At 63.9% G+C, this 19987-nt stretch carries 19 protein-coding genes; 11 read left to right on the forward strand and 8 right to left on the reverse strand.

What is annotated here, in order from left to right; genetic code table 11:
- From CA2_RS00005 to CA2_RS00025, 5 genes are all read left to right on the forward strand, one after another.
- A partial coding sequence (locus CA2_RS00005) for a pilus assembly protein (RefSeq protein WP_042411139.1) occupies positions 1-252 on the forward strand: 252 nt, incomplete at its 5' end.
- Between the two features lie 94 nt (positions 253-346).
- Positions 347-4033, forward strand: a complete 3687-nt coding sequence (locus tag CA2_RS17340; protein WP_042411143.1) for a pilus assembly protein — start codon at positions 347-349, stop codon at positions 4031-4033.
- Positions 4034-4053: 20 nt separating this feature from the next.
- Positions 4054-4494: a type IV pilin protein gene (locus CA2_RS00015; RefSeq protein WP_042411146.1), complete on the forward strand. Its 441-nt coding sequence runs from the start codon at positions 4054-4056 to the stop codon at positions 4492-4494.
- A 34-nt stretch (positions 4495-4528) separates the two neighbouring features.
- Positions 4529-5638, forward strand: coding sequence for a bifunctional diaminohydroxyphosphoribosylaminopyrimidine deaminase/5-amino-6-(5-phosphoribosylamino)uracil reductase RibD (gene ribD / locus CA2_RS00020; RefSeq protein ID WP_042411148.1), 1110 nt, complete (start codon positions 4529-4531; stop codon positions 5636-5638).
- A gap of 72 nt (positions 5639-5710) precedes the next feature.
- A complete protein-coding gene (locus CA2_RS00025) occupies positions 5711-7501 on the forward strand; it encodes a phospholipase D family protein (protein ID WP_042411150.1) in 1791 nt (596 codons plus the stop codon).
- Positions 7502-7531: 30 nt separating this feature from the next.
- Here the strand turns inward: CA2_RS00025 and CA2_RS00030 are convergent, their stop codons facing one another.
- Positions 7532-8584: a tRNA dihydrouridine synthase gene (locus CA2_RS00030; RefSeq protein ID WP_081888806.1), complete on the reverse strand. Its 1053-nt coding sequence runs from the start codon at positions 8582-8584 to the stop codon at positions 7532-7534.
- A 183-nt stretch (positions 8585-8767) separates the two neighbouring features.
- On the opposite strand from CA2_RS00030, the gene CA2_RS00035 reads away from it, so the two are divergent.
- On the forward strand, positions 8768-9256 hold the full coding sequence (locus CA2_RS00035; RefSeq protein ID WP_042411153.1) for a hypothetical protein: 489 nt from the start codon (positions 8768-8770) through the stop codon (positions 9254-9256).
- Between the two features lie 19 nt (positions 9257-9275).
- On the opposite strand, the gene CA2_RS00040 is transcribed toward CA2_RS00035, so the two are convergent.
- The 5 genes from CA2_RS00040 to clpB all read right to left on the reverse strand — a co-directional run bounded on the left by CA2_RS00040 (position 9276) and on the right by clpB (position 15774).
- Positions 9276-10448, reverse strand: coding sequence for a methyltransferase (locus CA2_RS00040; protein ID WP_042411156.1), 1173 nt, complete (start codon positions 10446-10448; stop codon positions 9276-9278).
- A gap of 62 nt (positions 10449-10510) precedes the next feature.
- A complete protein-coding gene (locus CA2_RS00045; protein WP_042411160.1) occupies positions 10511-11032 on the reverse strand; it encodes a GNAT family N-acetyltransferase in 522 nt (173 codons plus the stop codon).
- A gap of 206 nt (positions 11033-11238) precedes the next feature.
- Entirely contained in the window at positions 11239-12684 is a 1446-nt protein-coding gene (locus tag CA2_RS00050) for a coniferyl aldehyde dehydrogenase (protein WP_042411163.1), read from the reverse strand.
- A 56-nt stretch (positions 12685-12740) separates the two neighbouring features.
- Complete coding sequence (locus CA2_RS00055) at positions 12741-13112, reverse strand: hypothetical protein (RefSeq protein ID WP_042411168.1); 372 nt, start codon at positions 13110-13112, stop codon at positions 12741-12743.
- Positions 13113-13164: 52 nt separating this feature from the next.
- Entirely contained in the window at positions 13165-15774 is a 2610-nt protein-coding gene (gene clpB, locus CA2_RS00060; RefSeq protein WP_042411170.1) for an ATP-dependent chaperone ClpB, read from the reverse strand.
- A 238-nt stretch (positions 15775-16012) separates the two neighbouring features.
- On the opposite strand from clpB, the gene CA2_RS00065 reads away from it, so the two are divergent.
- From CA2_RS00065 to CA2_RS00075, 3 genes are all read left to right on the forward strand, one after another.
- Positions 16013-16573, forward strand: coding sequence for a cytochrome b (locus CA2_RS00065; protein WP_174435587.1), 561 nt, complete (start codon positions 16013-16015; stop codon positions 16571-16573).
- Between the two features lie 43 nt (positions 16574-16616).
- Entirely contained in the window at positions 16617-17189 is a 573-nt protein-coding gene (locus CA2_RS00070) for a YceI family protein (protein WP_042411631.1), read from the forward strand.
- A gap of 141 nt (positions 17190-17330) precedes the next feature.
- The gene (locus CA2_RS00075; RefSeq protein WP_042411173.1) at positions 17331-17903 is read left to right on the forward strand and encodes a YceI family protein; all 573 of its coding nucleotides are present in this window, start codon (positions 17331-17333) and stop codon (positions 17901-17903) included.
- A 112-nt stretch (positions 17904-18015) separates the two neighbouring features.
- On the opposite strand, the gene CA2_RS00080 is transcribed toward CA2_RS00075, so the two are convergent.
- Positions 18016-18549 (reverse strand): type 1 glutamine amidotransferase domain-containing protein, encoded by a 534-nt coding sequence (locus CA2_RS00080; protein WP_042411176.1) that lies wholly within the window; start codon positions 18547-18549, stop codon positions 18016-18018.
- 192 nt (positions 18550-18741) lie between these two features.
- Positions 18742-19215: a molybdopterin synthase catalytic subunit MoaE gene (gene moaE, locus CA2_RS00085; protein ID WP_042411179.1), complete on the reverse strand. Its 474-nt coding sequence runs from the start codon at positions 19213-19215 to the stop codon at positions 18742-18744.
- 116 nt (positions 19216-19331) lie between these two features.
- Here moaE and CA2_RS00090 point away from each other — a divergent pair, with 116 nt between their 5' ends.
- Both CA2_RS00090 and CA2_RS00095 read left to right on the forward strand, forming a co-directional pair.
- The gene (locus CA2_RS00090; RefSeq protein WP_042411181.1) at positions 19332-19586 is read left to right on the forward strand and encodes a hypothetical protein; all 255 of its coding nucleotides are present in this window, start codon (positions 19332-19334) and stop codon (positions 19584-19586) included.
- Between the two features lie 9 nt (positions 19587-19595).
- Positions 19596-19922: a hypothetical protein gene (locus CA2_RS00095; RefSeq protein WP_042411183.1), complete on the forward strand. Its 327-nt coding sequence runs from the start codon at positions 19596-19598 to the stop codon at positions 19920-19922.
- Positions 19923-19987 lie beyond the last annotated feature (65 nt).

Here is a 19987-nt window from a genome sequence, read left to right on the forward strand (position 1 = left end):
GCCAATGGTCCACTCAACCCCATCCTGACTGAGACCGATGCTGGCCGCGGCGGCTGGTACTGGATAGAAATCATGCGCTACAGCGATGCAGCCAAAAGCGCCAATCTCATCGTGGATGCGTCCACCAGTCAACTGCCATTGAACCTGGATGTTTACGTTGTATTTCGCATCACCGCATTGGCTGTGGGACGCAAGCCTGGCACTACCGTCGTCCTGCAGCAAACCTACGCACGTCAACGGCTCAGAGATTGAAACCAGGCATCGAAACCCATGGAGTGCTGGCCAATTTCTGTGTCTTAGCCAGTGTTTTTACTTCTATTCTTATTTAGCGAACAAGGAGCACGTCATGCATTGCATCAAGCAGCTGCCCTTTCAGTACAGCGCACTCACTATTGCCATTCTTGCCGTATTAACCACACCAAACAGTTGGTCGCTGGAATTGGTCCAGGAACCACCTCTCCCGACCTCCAAATCAGCTTTTGTCGCACCGAACGTGATTATCTCGATCGATGACTCTGGAAGTATGGAATACGGCATCAAGACATCCCGAGATGGCTCATCCAGTACGGGGGCTGGTTACACCTACCCAGACTCGAATGGAAAGTGGAAAGACAATGCCAAACGCATCAACGTTTTAAAATACTCACTCAAAACAGTTTTTGAAGATAAAACACTGATTCCAGATAACAAAATACGTATTGCATGGCAAACCATGCATAACAACGCCAAATCCAGCGATGCTGGCAACGTCAACAGTAGCAGCATGAATACAAACTCCATGCGCCCAATCGACGCCATCGTCAGCAACAAATCACACCGCGCCAATTTTTTGAGTTTTGTCGCTGGCATCAAGGCTGACAACGGCACCCCTTCCCACAAGATGTTCAGTCAAGCTGATGCCTATATGCGTCGCACACTCAGCAAGAACAGCCCTTGGTCGACCGATCCCGGCGGGACCGGCAGCAAATCTACTGAATATTTAGGATGTCGTCGCAACTACCACATCATGATGACCGACGGCAGATGGAATGGCGATACATCGGGAGCTAATCAGGACGGGACAAACTGGTCCGCTTTGAATGGACGTCAAGCATATAACACCAATTCTGATCAAACCAGAATTTATCAGGATGACACCTCAGACACGTTGTCCGACTGGGCTTTCAAAAGTTGGATGAATCCCCTCCAAGACCCAACCAAACTCAAAGATTCAGAAAATCTAAAACCATCCAAAATTTATGATGATGCAAGCGCCATCGAGTCCTTCACCAAGACAAAAACCGTGGATGTTTTCGAAACCAGACCTATATATGGCCCAATATGCATAGACAATAGATGGTGGGGCTGCAACCAATGGGGAACCGGACAAATTGGCACAGAACAAGTAAAAATAGGAACTCGCCAAGAGACAAAATCAGTAGATTTACAAAAGTATTGGAATCCCAAATACAATCCAGCCACTTGGCCTCACATGGTGACTTACACCATCGGCTTCAGTGATGAAGCTGTAACCTGGCCTGGAGCCAGCGAAATTATTGCACCATCCACCAAAGTTCCATTCGGTTATGACAATAGTTTTGTCGATTTAGTCACTGGCTGGCAGACCTGGCCCAACATGGGCAATGAAAACAGGCGATCGCTCGATTTATGGCATTCGGCAATCAATGGACGCGGCCGCTTTTATGCCATCACAGAGGCCGAAGACCTCGCCAAGGCTTTCACCGAAATCATCGGAAAAATCAACGAGGAAAGCGCACCCTTGCCTGACGAAATAGCGGGCGGTGGCAGCACCAGCGGCTATAACGTATCGCAAAACAATGCGGGCATCTTTGCCTCGGTTTACAGCCCCAAGGATGGCTGGAGTGGCTACATCACGGCATCACGTGCGATTGAGCCGGAAGAATACGCTTGTCCAACCAAAACCGAACCTGAAAAAACATGCATTCGCTTTCCCGATGTCATTTCTGGCTGGGAAAGCAAAACCACCGCCATGCGACTGGATGAATTGACTTCGTTGGACAACCGGCTAATTTTGACTTGGAGTGACAGCACCAATGCGGGCACCGCGTTCAAATGGCCATCCATGGAAACTCCCATCGGCTACAGCACAGCCCAAATCAAAAACTTATTGGGTGTGACCACATCCGGCGACCTGACCACAGCCCAAAAAATCCAGGCACAAAACATCATCAATTACATCCGGGGCGATAAATCCCTGGAAGGCACAACGACCGAAAGGCCGATGCGCATACGTCATAGCCGACAAGGTGACGTGGTCAACTCTGAAATTTGGTACACGGGTGGCCCCATCGGGAATTACTCACTCGGCTATTCAAGTTTTGTCAAAGCGCAAAAAGATCGTACACCCATCCTGTACGTAGGAGGCAATGACGGGATGCTGCATGGCTTCTCCGCCAAGGACGGCAAAGAACTGCTCGCCTATGTACCACGCGGTGTGGTCGCAGGGCTGAAAAGCCTGTCTGACAAGGATTATCAGCACCGTTATTACGTGGATGGCTCGCCAATGACTGGCGACATCCGTGATAACGAAACATGGAAGACCCTGCTGGTTGGCACGCTGGGGGCTGGTGGCAAAGGCTATTTCCTGCTGAACGTCACCAATCCATCGACCTTCAGCAGCACGCCAGCCTCCGATCTGGTGGTGCTGGACCGCACCCGCGCCAGCTCGGAAGCCGCCGCGAATTGCAGCGCACTCAGCGGTTCTGCACAAACCGCTTGTAACGCAACCGTCGCTGAAGATGGCGACATTGGTCATATCACAGCCCAACCCGGACGCAACCCCGCCAACCTACAGGAGGCCACGCAAATCACACGCATGAACAACGGCCGCTGGGCCGTGGTGATGGGCAACGGCTACAACAGCACCAACCAGCGCCCGGTGCTACTGGTGCAATACCTGGATGGGAACAAGGCACTCAAGCGCATCCAGGCCACGACCGACGCCACAGGTTCCGGCAATGCACTGGACAACGGATTGTCTTCCCCAGCTCTGACGGATTTAGACGGAGACGGCACAACCGACATAGTGTATGCCGGCGACAACCTGGGCAATCTCTGGAAGTTTGATCTCACCAGCGCCAATGACAGCAATTGGCAGGTGGCATTCGGAAACAACAGACCGCTTTTCACCGCACGCGGCCCCGTGGCACTGAATGGCACACGCAATCAAGTTCAACCCATCACTGCACCGCCTACTGTGCGGGCCAACGACCGGAGCATGGTGGTGGGCGAGGGCAAAAATGCCAAGACGGTTCCCGTGGGAGGCATGATGGTGGCTTTCGGCACCGGCCGCAACGTCACATCCAACGACCGACGCACTGACATCACGCAGAACGTGCAAACGCTGTATTCCGTGCTCGACAGCACGCGTTACCGCATGAATGCCGACAAAACCTCGCTGGAGGTTCACCCTGGGAGCAACGATTGCAGCACTAACACCAGCTGCGTTCCCACGCCAGCCCCTGTAGGCACCATGGGAGCAACCGGCGTGACCTTGGCCAAACAGAGTATCACGACCGTGGACGGTGACTTTGCCACCGTCACCGCCACACAGGAACTGAAGGCGGAGACCTGGAAAAACTACAAGGGCTGGTACCTCGATTTTCCGGTCACTGGTGAGCGTCTGCTCAAGCCCATGCAGTTCTTTGATGGCAGCAACATTCTGGCCGTTTATTCAGAGACGCCCTCAGGCATCAAGAACAGCGAAAGCGACAACATCAATGAAAGCTGTGTCCCGGTGAAGGTCGACACCAGCGCCGGCAGCCAGTTCCGCACCCTGATCAACATCATGGACGGTAAGCGCGCCACCATTCAACTTGTGGACTACAACGGCGATGGCCTCTACAACGCCGACGACCTGAACGTGGACCGTGCGGCGGTTAAGACGGGCACCCCTATTCTGATCACCAAACGAGACCGGATTGTCGACCTAACCGGGGGTGGGGGTGGCCGCGATACCCTGGCACGCATGCCAGAAAGCTCCATGCGCCCCAGTTGGCGCCAATTGAAGTAAGAAGAAGGAACGCAAACCTCATGCACCAGCATTCGCACAGCCGACAAGATGGTTTTACTCTCATCGAATTGATGATCGTGGTCGCGATCATCGGCATTCTGGGGGCGATCGCCTACCCCAGCTACACCAGTTATGTGCAGCGTGGCCACCGGGCCGATGCTCGGGCGGGGCTGCTTCAGGCCCAGCAGTGGTTGGAGCGCGCCTCCACCGCCACCGGTGTCTATCCCACCGAACTACCCGACGCGTTGACCTGGGCGAATGACAAAAGCAAGCGCTACACGATCGGATTTGCCGCCAACAATACAGAAATGGCATTCAGCCTGACGGCAACCCCCAAATCGCCGGGCCCCCAGGCCAGCGACCAGTGCGGTACCTACACACTGACCCACACCGGCATCCGCGGGGCGGCGGGTAAGAAGCAAGGCGACAGCAGCTACAACGCCAGTTGCTGGGACAAATAAGCCTGGTCGCGCTTGGATTACCATCCGGGGCAAGATGACCCACTCCCCCTTCATGCAACAAGCGCTTGATCTGGCTCGTCAGGCGCTTTTCATTTCCAACCCCAACCCGCGCGTGGGCTGTGTGCTGGTGTCCGCCACGGGCCAGGTCATCGGCCAGGGCTTCACCCAGCAAGCCGGCGGGCCGCATGCCGAGGTCATGGCGCTGCGCGATGCCGCGACGCAAGGCCACAGCACCCAGGGGGCCACGGCCTATGTCACGCTGGAGCCCTGCTCCCACACCGGGCGCACCGGCCCCTGCTGCCATGCGTTGATCGACGCCGGCATCGCCCAGGTGGTCGGCGCCATCACCGACCCCAACCCGCAGGTGGCCGGCCAAGGTTTTGCCAAGTTGCGGGCCGCCGGGGTGCAGGTCGAGGTGTACGCGCCCGCCGGCCTGGCTTCGCGCGAGCTGAATCTGGGTTTCTTCAGCCGCATGGTGCGAGGTACTCCCTGGGTGCGCATGAAGGCGGCCACCTCGTTGGATGGCAGCTCGGCCTTGCACAACGGCCGCAGCCAGTGGATCACCGGCCCCGCTGCGCGTGCCGACGGACATGCCTGGCGGGCCCGGGCCTGCGCCATCTTGACGGGCATCGGCACCGTGCTGCAAGACAACCCGCGCCTGAATGTGCGCGAGGTGGCCACGCCCCGCCAGCCCAAGCTGGTGGTGATCGACAGCCATCTGGACATGCCCCTGGATGCGCATGTTTTAAAAGCACCCAGCGGTTGCACCATCTACACCTCCAACCACAATCCATCCAAGACCCAGGCGTTGCAAGCGCTGGGTGCTACCGTGATTGCACTGCCGAACGCACACGGCAAGGTCGATCTGGCCGCCATGCTGCGCGATCTGGGCGCCCGCGGCACCAACGAGCTGCATGTGGAAGCCGGCTTCAAGCTCAATGGCTCCCTGCTGCGTGAAGGCCTGGTCGATGAGCTGCTGCTCTACCTGGCCCCCCAGTTGCTGGGCACCGGCGGCATGGGGCTGGCCAACTTTGGCCCACTGGACGAGCTGGCACAGGGTGTGCCGCTGCAGTGGCAGGACGTCAGCCGCATCGGCAACGACCTGCGCATCGTGGCCCGTGTGGCCGGCCGCGACCAGTTTTAAGCCTCCGCCGCCCGTGCAAAACCTCTGGCGTCTGACAGGCCAGCGCCGCCGCGCCGTCTTATAAATTCCTGCATGCCTTTTCTTCTGCCTGCACGCTTTGGCCGCGCCCTGCGGCGCTTGGCACTGTACGGCCTGCTCTGCGCCAGCGCCCTGGGCTTGACGGCCTGCGGCAGCCTGCCGCCCATGCCGCCACGCACGGCCAGCACGGCGTTGGCGGCCCCACAGGCCACGCCCCTGGGGCAGATGGTGCAGACCCAGCGCCAGGCCGCCGGCACGCGCTACACCTCGGGCTTCACCCTGCTGGGCGGCGCCCAGGCGGCTTTCACCAGCCGCCTGGCCCTGGTGCAGGCCGCCACCCAGACCCTGGACCTGCAGTACTACGCCATCCACGCCGATGCCAGCACCGCCCGCCTGCTGGAGGCCCTGGTGCAGGCCGCACAGCGCGGGGTGCGCGTGCGGGTGCTGCTGGATGACTTCCATGGTGCCGGCAAGAACGCACAGGTCATGCGCCTGGCGTTTGTGCCCGGCATCGAGATGCGCATGTTCAACCCGCTGACGGGGCCACGCGGCTCGACCATGCTGCGGGCACTGTCCACGCTGACCGATTTCCAGCGCGCCCAGCAGCGCATGCACAACAAGCTGTTCATTGCCGACAACAGCATCGGCATCACCGGTGGGCGCAACCTGGGCGACGCCTACTTCGATGCCCTGGACAGCGACAACTTCATCGACCTGGATGTGATGGCGGCCGGCGCCGCCGTGCGCCAGCTGTCCGCCAGCTTCGACCGCTACTGGAACGACGCCCGCGCCTACCCCGTCAGTGCGCTGGTGTCCGAGCCCGAACTGCTGCGCCTGCGCGAGCACGCCAGCGAGGACCAGGAACAGGCGCTGGTGCAGGCCGCCATCGCCACCAGCAAAACCGCAGAGCTGCAGCCCATGGATTTGCAGGCCGTGCCGTGGATCTGGGCACCGGCCCTGGTGCTGGCCGATGCCCCGGGGAAGATTCCGCCGCCCCCCGAGGACGCGCCACCAGACACCGGCAGCGCCGCCGCCGGCGACACGGCCACACCGCCGGCCGATGCCGAAGACGGCCATGCCACCCAGTTGCTGCCGATCCGCCTGCCGTCCACGCAGGAGGCCGCACCGCGCGGCCAGCCGACCTCGCCCAACCGCCAGGCCCTGCGCCAGGTGCTGGCCCCGGTGGTCGGCCAGGACAATGTGGTCAGCGGCCTGCTGGCCCTGATCGACCATGCCAGCAGCGACATCCTCATTGTCTCGCCCTACTTCGTGCCAGGGGACGACATGAAGCAGGCCTTCGCCCGCGCCCGCGCGCGGGGCATCCGGCTGCGCATCCTGACCAACTCGCTGGCCTCCAACGATGCACCGCTGGCCCATGCTGGCTATGCGCGCCACCGTCTGGCCTTGCTGCAGCAGGGGATCGAGCTGTATGAGCTGCGCAGCCTGCAGGACGGCCACGTCGGCACCGGCACGCTGCGCGGCACGGCGGGCACGATCACTGGCTCGCAAGGCCAGTCGCGCGCCATGCTGCACTCCAAGATGCTGGTGCTGGACCACAAGTTGACCGTGGTCGGCTCCATGAACCTGGACATGCGCTCGCAGCTGCAGAACACCGAGATCGCCCTGCTCATCGCCTCGCGCCAGCTGGCCCAGGAAGCCACGGCCAACATCGAGGCCACGCTGCAGGAGGCCGCCTGGCGGGTGGAGGACACGCCGCACGGCCTGGTGTGGCGCGCCCCGGCGGGCAGCGACTGGGGCGACCGCAGCCGCGAACCCGATGCCAGCCTGCCACTGCGGCTGATGATCCAGCTGATCGGCCCGCTGGCGCCCGACCATCTGCTCTAAAAAGCGCAGCTGCCTGCGCTGGTCAGCGCTTCATTCCAGCACGTAATCGCCGTCAGGCATCCGGTGTTCGTACGCGGCAAGCTCTTGTTTGTGTAGCACAAAGGGCACGCCGCAACGCGCGCACTCCTGCTCGATCCACGCCGTCACCAGGCTTTGCTGGGTGATCACGCGCACGCACTGGAACGCCTCCTCGGCCTCGGGGTAGCGGCGGCGCATCAGGTTCAGCCACTGCTTGAGCCGGCCAGCGCGCTGGTTGGGCGTCAGGTCGCGGCAGACCATCCACCAAAAGCGCTGGATGTGGGGCAACAAATCCGCCCAGGCCACCACGGGTGGCAGCTCGGGGGCCTCCTGCGCGCCCTGCGCCAGCGCCTGGCGCACCGCCAGGGCCAGGCCCGGGTCGGCCACGCTGCCGCGGCCCAGCATCAGGTCGCTGCAACCGGACTGCGCACGGCAGCGCAGCGCGTCCTGCACGGTCCAGATCTCGCCATTGGCCACCACGGGCACGCGCACGGCGGCCGCAATCTCGGGGATCAGCTCCCAGTAGGCCGGCGGGCGGTAGCCCTCCACCTTGGTCCGGGCGTGCACCACCAGCTCGCAGGCGCCGTTTTCGGCCATGGCCAGCGCGCACTCGCGCATCAGGCTTTTGTCGTTGAAACCCAGGCGCATCTTGGCCGACACCGGCAGGTGGGCCGGCACGGCGCGGCGCACGGCGGCCACCAGGGTGGCGATCGCCTCGGGGTCCTGGAGCATCGACGCCCCGCCGCCGTGGCGGTTCACGGTCTTGGCCGGGCAGCCGAAGTTCAGATCGATGCCCTCGGGCTGCAGGCGCGCCAGCGCGGCCGCGTTCTCGGCCATGCTGACCGGGTCCGAGCCCAGCAACTGCGCGCGCACCGGCACGCCGGCCAGGGTGCGGCTGCCGTGCCGCAGCTCCGGCATATAGCGCAGAAACACCCGGTCCGGCAGCAGCGAGCCGCTGACGCGGATGAACTCCGAGACGCAGCGGTCCACCCCGCCCACCCGGGTCAGCACATCGCGCAGCACAAAGTCCAGCAAACCCTCCATCGGGGCCAACAACAGTCTCATGGAATTTTCAGTGGCACCCACAGGCACCTTCAGATCAAAATCACGCTCCTGCGCTTGTCCAGCAAGCGCAGGCAGCTATCAATATGGAGGGCTTGATGCCGTCCAGCCTGCCATTGTCGCAAGCCTGGGGCATTCCTGCCTCGGCTTCATCGTGCTGTCACACAGCTTGTGTGCAATCGACCGATGTCTCTGCAACGCACGCCCAAAGCCCTGCTGGAGCTGGCCCCTGGCCAGCGCCACCTGAGCCTGCGCGAGCGTTCCCTGCTGCTGCTGGCCGAGGGCACGCCCCTGGCCCAGCTGCAGGCCATGTACCACGGCCAGGGGGCGGCGCTGGTGCAGCGCCTGCTGCAAGACGGCTACCTGCAGCAACCCAGCGCGGAACAGACCACGGCAGCGCCCGAGTCCCCCAGTGCCACCGCGCCCGTCAGCCTAGCGGGCGTGCGCATGCACTTGTTTGACCTGTGCGAGCGCATGTTTGCCAACCGCCTGCACGACACCGCCCACCACCTGCGCCAGATGCTGCGCGAAGCCCGGGATCTGGACAGCATGCTGCACGCCCGCGATCAGCTGCTGCGCGCCGTGCACCTGCATGCCGGCGCCGAGCGGGCCGAGGTCCTGCGCCAGCAGCTGGCCGACATGCTGCCCGAGCGCAGCCTGGAAAGCCCCAACTGAAACCGTCAGCGCCCTGCCGTCAACGCGCCTGCAGGCGCCACAGCGAGGTGACTTCCTGCGCACGCGCGGCGTGCAGCGGGTCGCTCGCGTCCTGTGCCTTGCCATGGCGCGGGCGCACGTCCAGCTTGCCCACCACCTGCAGGCCGGCGGCCTCGATCCAGCCCAGCAGCTCGGCACGGCTGCGCAGGCCCAGGTGCTCGGCCAGGTCCGACAGGATCAGCCAGCCCTCGCCCTGCGGCAGCAGGTGCGCGCGCAGACCGGTCAGGAAGCCCCGCAGCATGGCGCTGTGCTCGTCGTACACGGCCTGCTCCAGCGTGGTCACGGCGCGGGCCGGCAGCCAGGGCGGGTTGCAGACGATCAGACCGGCCTGCCCTTCGGGGAACAGGTCGCAGGCCTGCAACTGCACGCGCTGGGACAGGCCCAGGCGCTGCAGATTCTCCTGGGCGCAGGCCAGGGCGCGCGGCGACAGGTCGGTGCCCACCACCTGGCGCACACCGCGCTGCACCAGCAGCGCCGAGAGCACGCCCGTACCGACGCCAATGTCAAAGGCCCGCGCCTGGCCCGCGGCCGGCAAGGGCGCCTGGGCGACCAGGTCCACATACTCCCCACGCACCGGCGAGAACACGCCGTAGTGCGGGTGGATGCGCGCCTGCGCGCCCAGCACCGGCATGGCCACGCCCTTCTTGCGCCACTCATAGGCGCCGACCACGCCCAGCAACTCGCGCAGCGCCACCACCTGCACACCGGCATCACCGCTGGGCGCGCCCCAGGCCTGGGTGCAGGCTTCGCGCCAGTCGGGCGCACGGCGCAGTTGCATGCCGTAATCGGGCTGCAGCGGCACCAGCAGGCTGTTCAGCACCCGCGCACGCTGGCCCTGGGCCTGGCGGTGCAGGTGGAAGGCCTGGGCCGGGCTGACCGGCTCCGCGGCCGGGCGTGGCTTGCCCCGGCCTGCGGCCTTGCCGGCCGGCTTGCGCGCGGGCTTGTCCAGGCGGCGCTTGAGCGCATCCAGCAGGTGCCGCGCATTCTGGAAGTCTCCCTGCCACAGCAGGGCCGTGCCCTCGCACGCCGGGCGGTAGGCGGTATCGGCGGACAGGGTGTCGTCCGCCACCACCACGCGGCGCGGCGCGGGCAGGCCGCTTTCACTGCGCCAAGCAGCTTGGTGGTCAACGCCTTGGTGGTGCCAGTGCAGCATGCAAAAATCCTTGGTCAGGGTACAAAAAAAATCGGCCCGCCGAAGCGGGCCGTGGACAGCAATCAGTTCAAGGGCCGCTTGAGGCGGACTTCCTCGATCTTGATGCCGGCAATGACTGCCGTCTTGGCGGTCGACATCTCGCGCTTGAAGCCTGCCATTTCATGGAAATGCAGGGCACGCTCGTTGCGCAAAGGGACCCAGGCGGTGACGTTGGTACAGCCTTCTTCAAGCAGGCCTTCGCGCGCAGCGTCCCACAGGGTCACGCCGACGCCCTTGTTCCAGTGCGAAGGGGCCGCATAGATGGCCCAGATTTCACCGGTGGTCTGGCGCGACTTCTCGTCACGGGAACGGTCAAAGCCAACAAAGCCTACGATCTTGTCACCGTCGATGGCCACTTGCACTTGCGGCTCGCAGTACTCAATGGCCTCACGCCAGTAAGCTTGGCGCTTCTCGACGGAAGACATGGCTTTCAGTTGATCGTCAGGCACGATGCCACGGTAGGCTTCCAGCGCAGAAGCAGTGTGGATTTGTGCAATCGCCTTCGCATCGCGAAGGGTTGCAGGACGAACCTGGTAATTGGACATGGAAAAACCGGAAACGGGAACAGGTGTTGAAAACGAAAGTCGGCAATTGTCAGTGAAAACGGTTTTTCACCTTAGGCCTTTCGTTTGTAGCCATTTGCCCAAGTACGGCTGTATCCGGTTTCTTGCCCCTTCAAAAAGGATGTGCTAGGCCTGTCGAAGCACAAGCCACGCCAAGCCATTCGGGGCGTTTTCAGAGTGGCAAGCGCTCAGTGCCAGCGCTTGAGGAGCGCCATGACACGCTCAAACTTGGCGCCATACGGGGGGTAGAGCCAAGCAGCAGGGCTCCATTTTGCTTGCAAAAAGACCCCCTTTTGGTGAGAAAAGCGTAAAAAACCAGACTCTCCGTGGTACGCACCCCAGCCACTGGCGCCCACGCCACCAAATGGCAGGTTGTCGTGCGCCACGTGCATCAAGGTGTCGTTGACGGTCACACCACCGCTGACCGTGCGGCGCAGCACGCTGTCACGCTGCTGCACATCCTGCCCGAACCAGTACAGAGCCAGCGGCCGCTCCCCAGCGTTGATGGCCTTCACCACATCGTCCAGGTGGTCGTAGCTGATCACCGGCAGCAAGGGCCCGAAGATCTCCTCGCGCATGATGTCCATCTCGGAGTGCACGTTCCACACTAGGGCCGGCGTCATCTGGCGCTGCACCGCATCACCCCACCCGGGGGCGGCCGACGCGGGGCTGGCACTGGCAGGGCCGGCCTCCAGCCACTGCACATGTGCGCCCTCGCTTTCCGCCTGCTGGGCCAGGTTACGCAAGCGGTTGAAATGCTTCTGGTTGATGATGGCCGCATAGTCCGGGTTGCCGGCCAGTGCGGGAAACAGCTGGGCCACGGCCTTGCGGTAGGCCTGCTCGAAGGCCTGTTCGCGCCCGCGCGGCAGCAGTAGGTAGTCGGGGGCGATGCAGGTCTGCCCGGCGTTCAGCAACTTGCCGTGGGCAATGCGCACGGCGGCCTGCGCCAGATCGCAGTCGTTGCCGATGATGCAGGGGGACTTGCCACCCAGCTCCAGCGTGGTCGGCGTCAGGTGCTGGGCAGCGGCCATCGCCACCTTGCGGCCAACGGCGGTCGAACCGGTGAACACCAGGTGGTCGAAGGGCAGGCCGGCAAACTGGCTGGCCACCTGGGCATCGCCCTGGATGACGCAGAACTCCTCGGGGCTGAAGAACTGGCCGATCACGTGCGCCAGCTGGGCCGAGGTGTGCGGTGTCAGTTCGCTGGGCTTGAGCATCACGCGGTTGCCGGCCGCCAGGGCCGCGATCGCCGGGCCCAGGGCCAACTGCAGGGGATAGTTCCACGGCGAGATGATGCCCACCACCCCCAGCGGCTGGCGTTCGATGCGCGCCGTGGCGGGCAACAGGTGCAAGGGGGTCCAGACACGCTGCGTGCGCATCCAGCGCTTGAGCTGGCGCAGCGTCTGCTGCAGCATGGTGCGCAGCACCATGAGGTCGGCCATCTCGGTCAACTGGGGGGAGCGCACGCCAAAGTCGGCCTGCACCGCGGCCGCCAGGGTGGTGCCATGTTCGTGCAGCAGTTTCTGCAGGCGCAACAGGCGTTCTCGGCGCACCAGCTCGGGCACGTCCACGTGCTGGCGGCTGGCCTGGTATTGCAGCTCAAACGCTTGCTGCCAGGGGGAAGGAAGGTGCATGCTGGCGTTGTCTCCGTCGCGTTCTCTCTCGTTGGGACCTTCCTGGGAAGGCCGGCTCAGCGCTCGTGGACTTCGCGGGGTTGCACGTCGCTCACATCACCGGCGACCTGGGACAGGATGCCGCCGCGCTTGCTGCCGGCCGCAGTACTGAAAGGGGGCGCCGTTTCGGCAGCCGCCGCCGATTGCGCAGCCATGCCGCCAAAACCGCCGGCGCGCTGGTACATGCTGGTCCAGCTGCTGGCCGCGCGCATGGGCATGACCCAGGGCGTCACAGGCTGACCGGTGAGCTTGGCCCACAGGGCCCGCAGCCCCCACAGGGCCGCCAGCAGGCAGCCCACGGTGAGCAGGCTCAGAAAGAACACGACACCGACCATGAGCAGGACGATGCGGACGGTCCACCGGGTGGCCCAGTTCAAAAAATCGTTCAAAGCAATCCCTTTCTGAATGCGGCCAGCCCCTTGCGGCGCTGGCCGTCCCGGATCAGGCGCCGCCGTCGGCGGCGACCAGACCGAAATTGAAGACTCCGGGGGCCTGGACAGGGTCCACCGAAACCTCGATCCGGCTCTTGGGCGGGAACTTGCCTTCCAGCAACAGGCGCGAGAGCGGGTTCTCGATGCGCTGCTGGATGGCCCGCTTCAGCGGACGTGCGCCAAAGACCGGATCAAACCCTACTTTAGCCAACTCTGCCAAAGCAGGCGCTGTCACGTGCATTTCCAGGTCCATTTTTTGCAGACGGCGCTGCAGCAACTGCAGCTGGATCTGGGCGATGGCCTCGATGTGCGCCGCATCCAGGCCGTGGAAGACCACGGTTTCATCGATGCGGTTGAGGAATTCGGGTCGGAAATGGGATTTAAGTTCCCCCCACACCGCGTCCTTGATGTCCTCGCTGTCCTCACCGACCATGGCCTGGATCAGGTGCGAGCCGATGTTGCTAGTCATCACGATGACCGTGTTCTTGAAGTCCACAGTGCGGCCCTGGCCGTCCGTCAGGCGGCCATCGTCCAGCACCTGCAGCAGCACGTTGAACACGTCGGGGTGGGCCTTTTCGACCTCGTCCAGCAGCAGCACGCTGTAGGGCTTGCGGCGCACGGCCTCGGTCAGGTAACCGCCCTCTTCGTAGCCCACATAGCCGGGGGGCGCGCCAATCAAGCGTGCCACGCTATGCTTTTCCATGAACTCGCTCATGTCGATGCGCACCAGGTGCTCTTCGCTGTCGAACATGAAACCGGCCAGCGCCTTGCACAGCTCGGTCTTGCCCACGCCCGTGGGGCCCAGGAACAGGAAGCTGCCCAGTGGCTTGTTGGGGTCGGACAGGCCCGAGCGCGAACGGCGGATGGCGTTGGCCACGGCCGAGATCGCCTCGTCCTGGCCCACCACGCGCTCGTGCAGCTTGGCTTCCATGTGCAGCAGCTTGTCCTTTTCGCCCTGCATCATCTTGGACACGGGAATGCCCGTGGCGCGACTGACCACCTCAGCAATCTCTTCAGCCCCGACCTGGGTGCGCAGCAGCTTGTGCTTGGGCGCGGCACCATCGGCCTCGCTGGCCTGGGCCTCGTTGAGCTGCTTTTCCAGCGCGGGCAGCTTGCCGTACTGCAGCTCGGCCACCTTGTTGAAGTCGCCCTTGCGCTTGAGCTCTTCGATCTGGGTGCGGATGGCGTCCACTTCCTTGCGGATCTGCTCGGAACCCTGGGCGCTGGCCTTTTCGGCCTTCCAGATTTCCTCCAGGTCGGCGTACTCGCGCTCCAGCTCGATCAGTTCGTCCTCGATCAGCTGCAGGCGCTTTTGCGAGGCCTCGTCCTTTTCCTTCTTCATGGCCTCGCGCTCGATCTTCAGCTGGATCATGCGGCGCTCGAGCTTGTCCATGCTCTCGGGCTTGGAGTCGATCTCGATCTTGATCTTGGCCGCGGCCTCGTCGATCAGGTCGATGGCCTTGTCGGGCAGGAAGCGGTCGGTGATGTAGCGGTGGCTCAACTCCGCTGCAGCAACGATAGCGGGGTCCGTAATATCTACGCCGTGGTGCGCCTCATAACGCACTTGCAGACCGCGCAGGATGGCGATGGTGTCCTCCACCGAGGGCTCTTCCACCAGCACCTTCTGGAAGCGCCGCTCCAGCGCCGCGTCCTTCTCGATGTACTTGCGGTACTCGTCCAGCGTGGTCGCGCCAATGCAGTGCAGCTCGCCGCGCGCCAGCGCGGGCTTGAGCATGTTGCCGGCATCCATGGCGCCTTCGGCCTTGCCGGCGCCGACCATGGTGTGGATTTCGTCGATGAACAGGATGATGCGGCCTTCTTCCTTGGCCACATCGTTCAGCACGGCCTTCAGCCGCTCCTCGAACTCGCCGCGGTACTTGGCACCGGCCAGCAGGCCGGCCATGTCCAGCACCAGCACGCGCTTGTCCTTGAGGGTTTCGGGCACTTCGCCCTCAACGATGCGCTGCGCCAGGCCTTCGACGATGGCGGTCTTGCCCACGCCAGGCTCACCGATCAGCACGGGATTGTTCTTGCTGCGGCGCTGCAGCACCTGGATGGCGCGGCGGATTTCGTCGTCGCGGCCGATCACCGGGTCCAGCTTGCCCATGCGGGCACGCTCGGTCAGGTCCAGGGTGTATTTTTTCAGGGCTTCGCGCTGGCTTTCGCCTTCGGCGCTGTCCATGGTCTGACCACCGCGCACAGCGTTGATGGCGGACTCCATGGCCTTGCGGCTCAGGCCGTTTTCCTTGGCAATCTTGCCAGCCTTGCTGTCGCTGTCAGCCAGCGCCAGCAGGAACAGCTCACTGGCGATGAACTGGTCACCGCGCTTGATGGCTTCCTTTTCCGTGGCCTGCATCAGCTTGCCCAGCTCGGAGCCGATGGTGACCTGGTCGTGGCCCTGGACCTCGGGCAGCTGCTTGACGGCGTTTTCCACGGCCGTGGACATGGCCGCCACATTGGCGCCGGCGCGCTGCAGCAGGGCCTTGGGGCCGTCGTTCTGGCGCAGCATGGCGGCCAGCAGGTGCAGGGGGTCGATGTAGGCGTGGTCGTTGCCCAGGGCCAGGGTCTGGGCGTCGGCCAGGGCTTCCTGGAATTTGGTGGTGAGCTTGTCGATTCGCATGGGTGGCTTCCTTCAACAGCAAATTAATAACTGCTTCACAACTAAGGGCTTGGCCAGGGTTTTCAAGGGGCTGCCAGGCCTGAAAAGGCACCATCTATCCGGCCAGTGGCCGGCATGCGGTGCCGGCTTGTGCCGCAAAGTTCCTTGCAATCTTTTGAATCTTGTCATCAAGCGCATTGAATGCTGTGTCAGAGGGCGCCTTCTAGACTGCCTGCTTCTGCACCCTTTGTTGCGCACCATGCCCTCCTCCCCCACCCACCGCTACACCACCACCGCGATTGCCCTGCACTGGGTGCTGGCCGCCGCCCTGCTGGGTCTGCTGGTGTTCGGCTGGTACATGGTGGGGCTGCCGTTCTCACCCGCCAAACTCAAGTACTACAACTGGCACAAGTGGGCTGGCGTGACCATCCTGCTGCTGAGCGTGCTGCGCCTGGTCTGGCGCCTGGCCCACCGACCACCGGCCCTGCCCGCGCGCATGGCCGCTGCCATGCCGCGCTGGCAGCACCTGGCCCACCATGGCGTGCACCACCTGCTGTACGCGCTGTTCTTCGCCGTGCCGCTGATCGGCTGGGCCTACAGCTCGGCGGCGGGCTTTCCCATCGTCTGGTTCGGCCTGTGGCAGCTGCCCGACTTCGTGCCCGCCAGCCCCGCCTTGGCTGAAGCCATCAAGCCCTGGCACATGCTGACGGCCTACACCCTGCTGGCCCTTGCGGCCCTACACATTGCCGCCGCGCTCAAGCACCAGGTGATCGACCGCGACGGGCTGCTGCGCCGCATGTGGCCCGGCCGCGCGCGCTGACCCCCTTCCATCCCATTGTTTGCGAATGCCACAAGGATTGACCATGACTTTCACCTTCCCACTGCGTGCCACCGTGCTGGCCAGCGCCGCCCTGCTGGCCACCGCCGCCATGGCGCAGCAGGCCCTGGTGCCTGCGCAAAGCAGCATCCAGTTCAGCGCCAAGCAGCTCGGCGTGCCCGTCAGCGGCCACTTCAAGCAGTTCAGCGCGCAGGTGCAGTTCGACACCGCCAAGCCCGAGACCAGCAAGATCCACTTCACCGTGGACACCGGCAGCGCCACCATGGGCTCCAAGGAGACCGACAGCAACCTGTTCAGCGCCGACTGGTTCAACATCGCCAAGTTCCCCAAGGCCACGTTCGACTCCAGCGCCGTCAAGGCCCTGGGTGGCGGCAAGTACCAGATCGACGGCACGCTGACCATCAAGGGCCAGGCGCAGAAGGTCTCCGTGCCCGTGCAGCTGGCGCAATCGGGCACCACCACCACGGCGTCCGGCACCCTGCCGCTCAAGCGCCTGAGCTTCAAGATCGGCGATGGCGACTGGGCCGACACCGCCATGGTGGCCGACGAGGTGAACGTGCAGTTCAAGCTGGCCCTGACCGGCGTGGGCAAGCTCTAAGCCCTGTTTTGGAAGCAGCTGGCGCGCGCTGCACTTGGGTTTCCGATGCTTTACGGCTTGAAACCTAATGAATGCGCGCGCAGGCAGCTCTCTTTTTTATCTGTGTTCTTTGTTCCCGCTTTTCACCAAGGAGATTCCACCATGCGCTCGACCCTGATTGCCCTGGCTGCCACCGGCCTGCTGGCCACCGCCGCCCACGCGGCCCCTGCGGCCTACGCCATCGACCCCACCCACACCTTCGCGACCTTCGAGATCGACCACTTCGGCGCCTCGACCAACCGCGTGCGCTTTGACAAGAAGAGCGGCACCGTGCAGTTCGACAAGGCCGGCAAGAGCGGCAAGGTGGAAGTGGCGCTGGACATGAACTCCGTGAACTCCGGCACCGCCGCCTTCGACAAGCACCTCAAGAGCGCGGAAATCTTCAACGCCGAGAAGTTCCCCGAAGCCAAGTTCGTCTCCGACAAGTTCGTCTTTGACGGCGACAAGCTCAAGGAAGTGACCGGCCAGCTGACCCTGAACGGCCAGACCCACCCCATCACCATCAAGTCCAACAAGTTCACCTGCTACGACAGCCCCATGCTCAAGCGGGAAGTCTGCGGCGGCGACTTCGAGGCCACCATCGACCGCACCCAGTGGGGCGTGAACTACGGCGTGGACTGGGGCTTCCCCAAGAACGTGCGCCTGGTGCTGCAGATGGAAGCCGTCAAGCAGTAAGCGCGACACAGCATGCGGGAAGGCGGCCTTGCGGCCACGCTTCCTCGCACAGCCAAAAGCGGGCCCCTGGGCCCGTTTTTTCATGCCCGCGCGGTGCAGCGGGGCGCGCGCTTCACAGCGGCGGGTGGTGCTCGGCCAGCAGCTGCAGCATGGCGGCGTTGAACAGTGGCAGGTCTTCCGGCGTGCGGCTGGTGACCAGCTGGCGATCGGCCACCACCACCGGGCTGTCCTCATAGCTGGCACCCGCATGCTGCAGGTCATCCGCAATCTGCGCCACGCCGGTCATGGCGCGGCCGCGCACCACGCCGGCGCTGACCAGCAACAGCGGGCCGTGGCAGATGGCAAAGATCGGCAGCCTGCGCGCATCGCAGTCGCGCACGAACTGCAGCACCCGCGGGTCGCGGCGCAGCACGCCGGGCGAACGCCCGCCGGGGATCAGCAGGCCCGCATAGTCGGCCGCCCGCGCCTGGTCGATGCCCAGATCGATGCGCAGCGGCAGTTGCTCCGCGCGGCTCTTGACGATGCGCCCTGGCTCCACATCGATGTTGAAGATGGCATAGCCGGCGGCCCTCAGGGCGTCCACGAGCGAGAGGTATTCGCTGTCCTCAAACCCCTCGGTGACCAGCACCGCAATCGACCGGCTCATGGCAGCCCTCCTTGGCCCAGGTGGATCCTGCCGGCCATGGTGGCCCGCCGCGCAGCCAGCGTCTGTCGGCCAAGGCGGCGCCCCGCTGTCACCCGTGCCTGACGCCGTCGTGCGGCCTGCGTTGGGGGCATGGCAGCACCGCCGGCCACCGGGGGAGGCCCGTCGCGCTCCGGCCTGCGCCGGCGCAGGGCGTCAGTGGGCGGGGGTCTCGACCCAGCGGGCCAGGGCCTGTTCGTCGCTGACGCGCGCATCCACCCAGCGTGCGCCTTCGGGGGTCTGCTCTTTTTTCCAGAACGGGGCCTCGGACTTCAGGTAGTCCATGATGAACTCGCAGGCCTGAAAGCTCATGCCACGGTGGGCCGAGGTGACGGCCACCAGCACGATCTGGTCCAGGGGCTGCAGCGGGCCGATGCGGTGGATCACGCGCGCGCCAAAGATGCCGAAGCGCGCCACGGCGCGGTCGATGATGGCCTCGATGCACTTTTCCGTCATGCCGGGGTAGTGCTCCAGTTCCATGGCCGAGACACTGGCGCCCTCGTTGCGGTCGCGCACCGTGCCGACGAAGCTGCACACTGCCCCCACGCGCGCATCGCCCGCGCGCAGCGCGGCCAGCTCGGCGGAAACATCAAAATCTTGGTGCTGGATCAAAACACGGGGTGCAGTCATGGCGCAGATTGTGGCGTAGGTCGCGCAGCACATGCCCACATGCCAGCGAAACCCTGCCCAGCCACGGTAGCATTGCGGCCCCGCGGCTTTTCGCCACCCTCTTTTTTGTCTTTCGCATGGCCACCCCAACCATCGACACGCCGGAGTACATGCTGTACCCCTCGCCCCGCAACGAACACCGTGTGGTGTTCGAGCACCAGTGCTTCGTGCCCCACCCCTACGCCATCATCCACCTGCCGGACTACGACTTCGAGGGCCGGGCCACGCTGTTCTCGGCCCAGCGCAAGCAGGACGGCCGCATGGGCCAGCTGGTGACCTGTGAGCTGGAAATCGACATCGTGCGTTTCGAGCGCCTGTTCGACCCCGACTGAGCGCCCCCGATGGACGACACCAGCCAGATCCAGCCCCCGGCCAGTTTTGCCGACCTGTTCCGCAGCCGCGCCGGCGTGCTCAAGACGCCGATCGCCGAGGTCGTGGCGCGCTACGAGCTGTGCGAGGACTTGGCCTGCCACCTGGTGGAACAGGCCCAGACCCTGTACCACAGCGGCAACTCCAGCGAGGAAGGTGTGCTGCTGGGCTTTCACAGCGCGCTGGCGGCCGAGGGCTCGGTCCTCACGGCCGTGGAAGCCGGCTGGGTGATCCAGCGCCTGGCCGAGCTGCTGGAGTGGAAAGCACCGCGGCTGCCCGACGGCACGGAATCTGCCTGAAATACGCCTTCAGCCCAGCATCCACGAGCGCTGACTGCTCACAAAAAAGCCGCCCCCCAGGGGCG

Origin of the sequence: Comamonas aquatica NBRC 14918 (assembly GCF_000739875.1) — a bacterium.
In the GTDB taxonomy this organism is placed as follows: domain Bacteria; phylum Pseudomonadota; class Gammaproteobacteria; order Burkholderiales; family Burkholderiaceae_C; genus Comamonas; species Comamonas aquatica.

Excerpts from the sequence above, each read along its gene's own strand:
- CA2_RS17340 (WP_042411143.1), top strand. The coding sequence starts at position 347 with ATGCATTGCATCAAGCAGCTGCCCTTTCAGTACAGCGCACTCACTATT.
- CA2_RS00015 (WP_042411146.1), top strand. The coding sequence starts at position 4,054 with ATGCACCAGCATTCGCACAGCCGACAAGATGGTTTTACTCTCATCGAA.
- ribD (WP_042411148.1), top strand. The coding sequence starts at position 4,529 with ATGACCCACTCCCCCTTCATGCAACAAGCGCTTGATCTGGCTCGTCAG.
- CA2_RS00025 (WP_042411150.1), top strand. The coding sequence starts at position 5,711 with ATGCCTTTTCTTCTGCCTGCACGCTTTGGCCGCGCCCTGCGGCGCTTG.
- CA2_RS00030 (WP_081888806.1), bottom strand. The coding sequence starts at position 8,584 with ATGAGACTGTTGTTGGCCCCGATGGAGGGTTTGCTGGACTTTGTGCTG.
- CA2_RS00035 (WP_042411153.1), top strand. The coding sequence starts at position 8,768 with ATGTCTCTGCAACGCACGCCCAAAGCCCTGCTGGAGCTGGCCCCTGGC.
- CA2_RS00040 (WP_042411156.1), bottom strand. The coding sequence starts at position 10,448 with ATGCTGCACTGGCACCACCAAGGCGTTGACCACCAAGCTGCTTGGCGC.
- CA2_RS00045 (WP_042411160.1), bottom strand. The coding sequence starts at position 11,032 with ATGTCCAATTACCAGGTTCGTCCTGCAACCCTTCGCGATGCGAAGGCG.
- CA2_RS00050 (WP_042411163.1), bottom strand. The coding sequence starts at position 12,684 with ATGCACCTTCCTTCCCCCTGGCAGCAAGCGTTTGAGCTGCAATACCAG.
- clpB (WP_042411170.1), bottom strand. The coding sequence starts at position 15,774 with ATGCGAATCGACAAGCTCACCACCAAATTCCAGGAAGCCCTGGCCGAC.
- CA2_RS00065 (WP_174435587.1), top strand. The coding sequence starts at position 16,013 with ATGCCCTCCTCCCCCACCCACCGCTACACCACCACCGCGATTGCCCTG.
- CA2_RS00070 (WP_042411631.1), top strand. The coding sequence starts at position 16,617 with ATGACTTTCACCTTCCCACTGCGTGCCACCGTGCTGGCCAGCGCCGCC.
- CA2_RS00075 (WP_042411173.1), top strand. The coding sequence starts at position 17,331 with ATGCGCTCGACCCTGATTGCCCTGGCTGCCACCGGCCTGCTGGCCACC.
- CA2_RS00080 (WP_042411176.1), bottom strand. The coding sequence starts at position 18,549 with ATGAGCCGGTCGATTGCGGTGCTGGTCACCGAGGGGTTTGAGGACAGC.
- moaE (WP_042411179.1), bottom strand. The coding sequence starts at position 19,215 with ATGACTGCACCCCGTGTTTTGATCCAGCACCAAGATTTTGATGTTTCC.
- CA2_RS00090 (WP_042411181.1), top strand. The coding sequence starts at position 19,332 with ATGGCCACCCCAACCATCGACACGCCGGAGTACATGCTGTACCCCTCG.
- CA2_RS00095 (WP_042411183.1), top strand. The coding sequence starts at position 19,596 with ATGGACGACACCAGCCAGATCCAGCCCCCGGCCAGTTTTGCCGACCTG.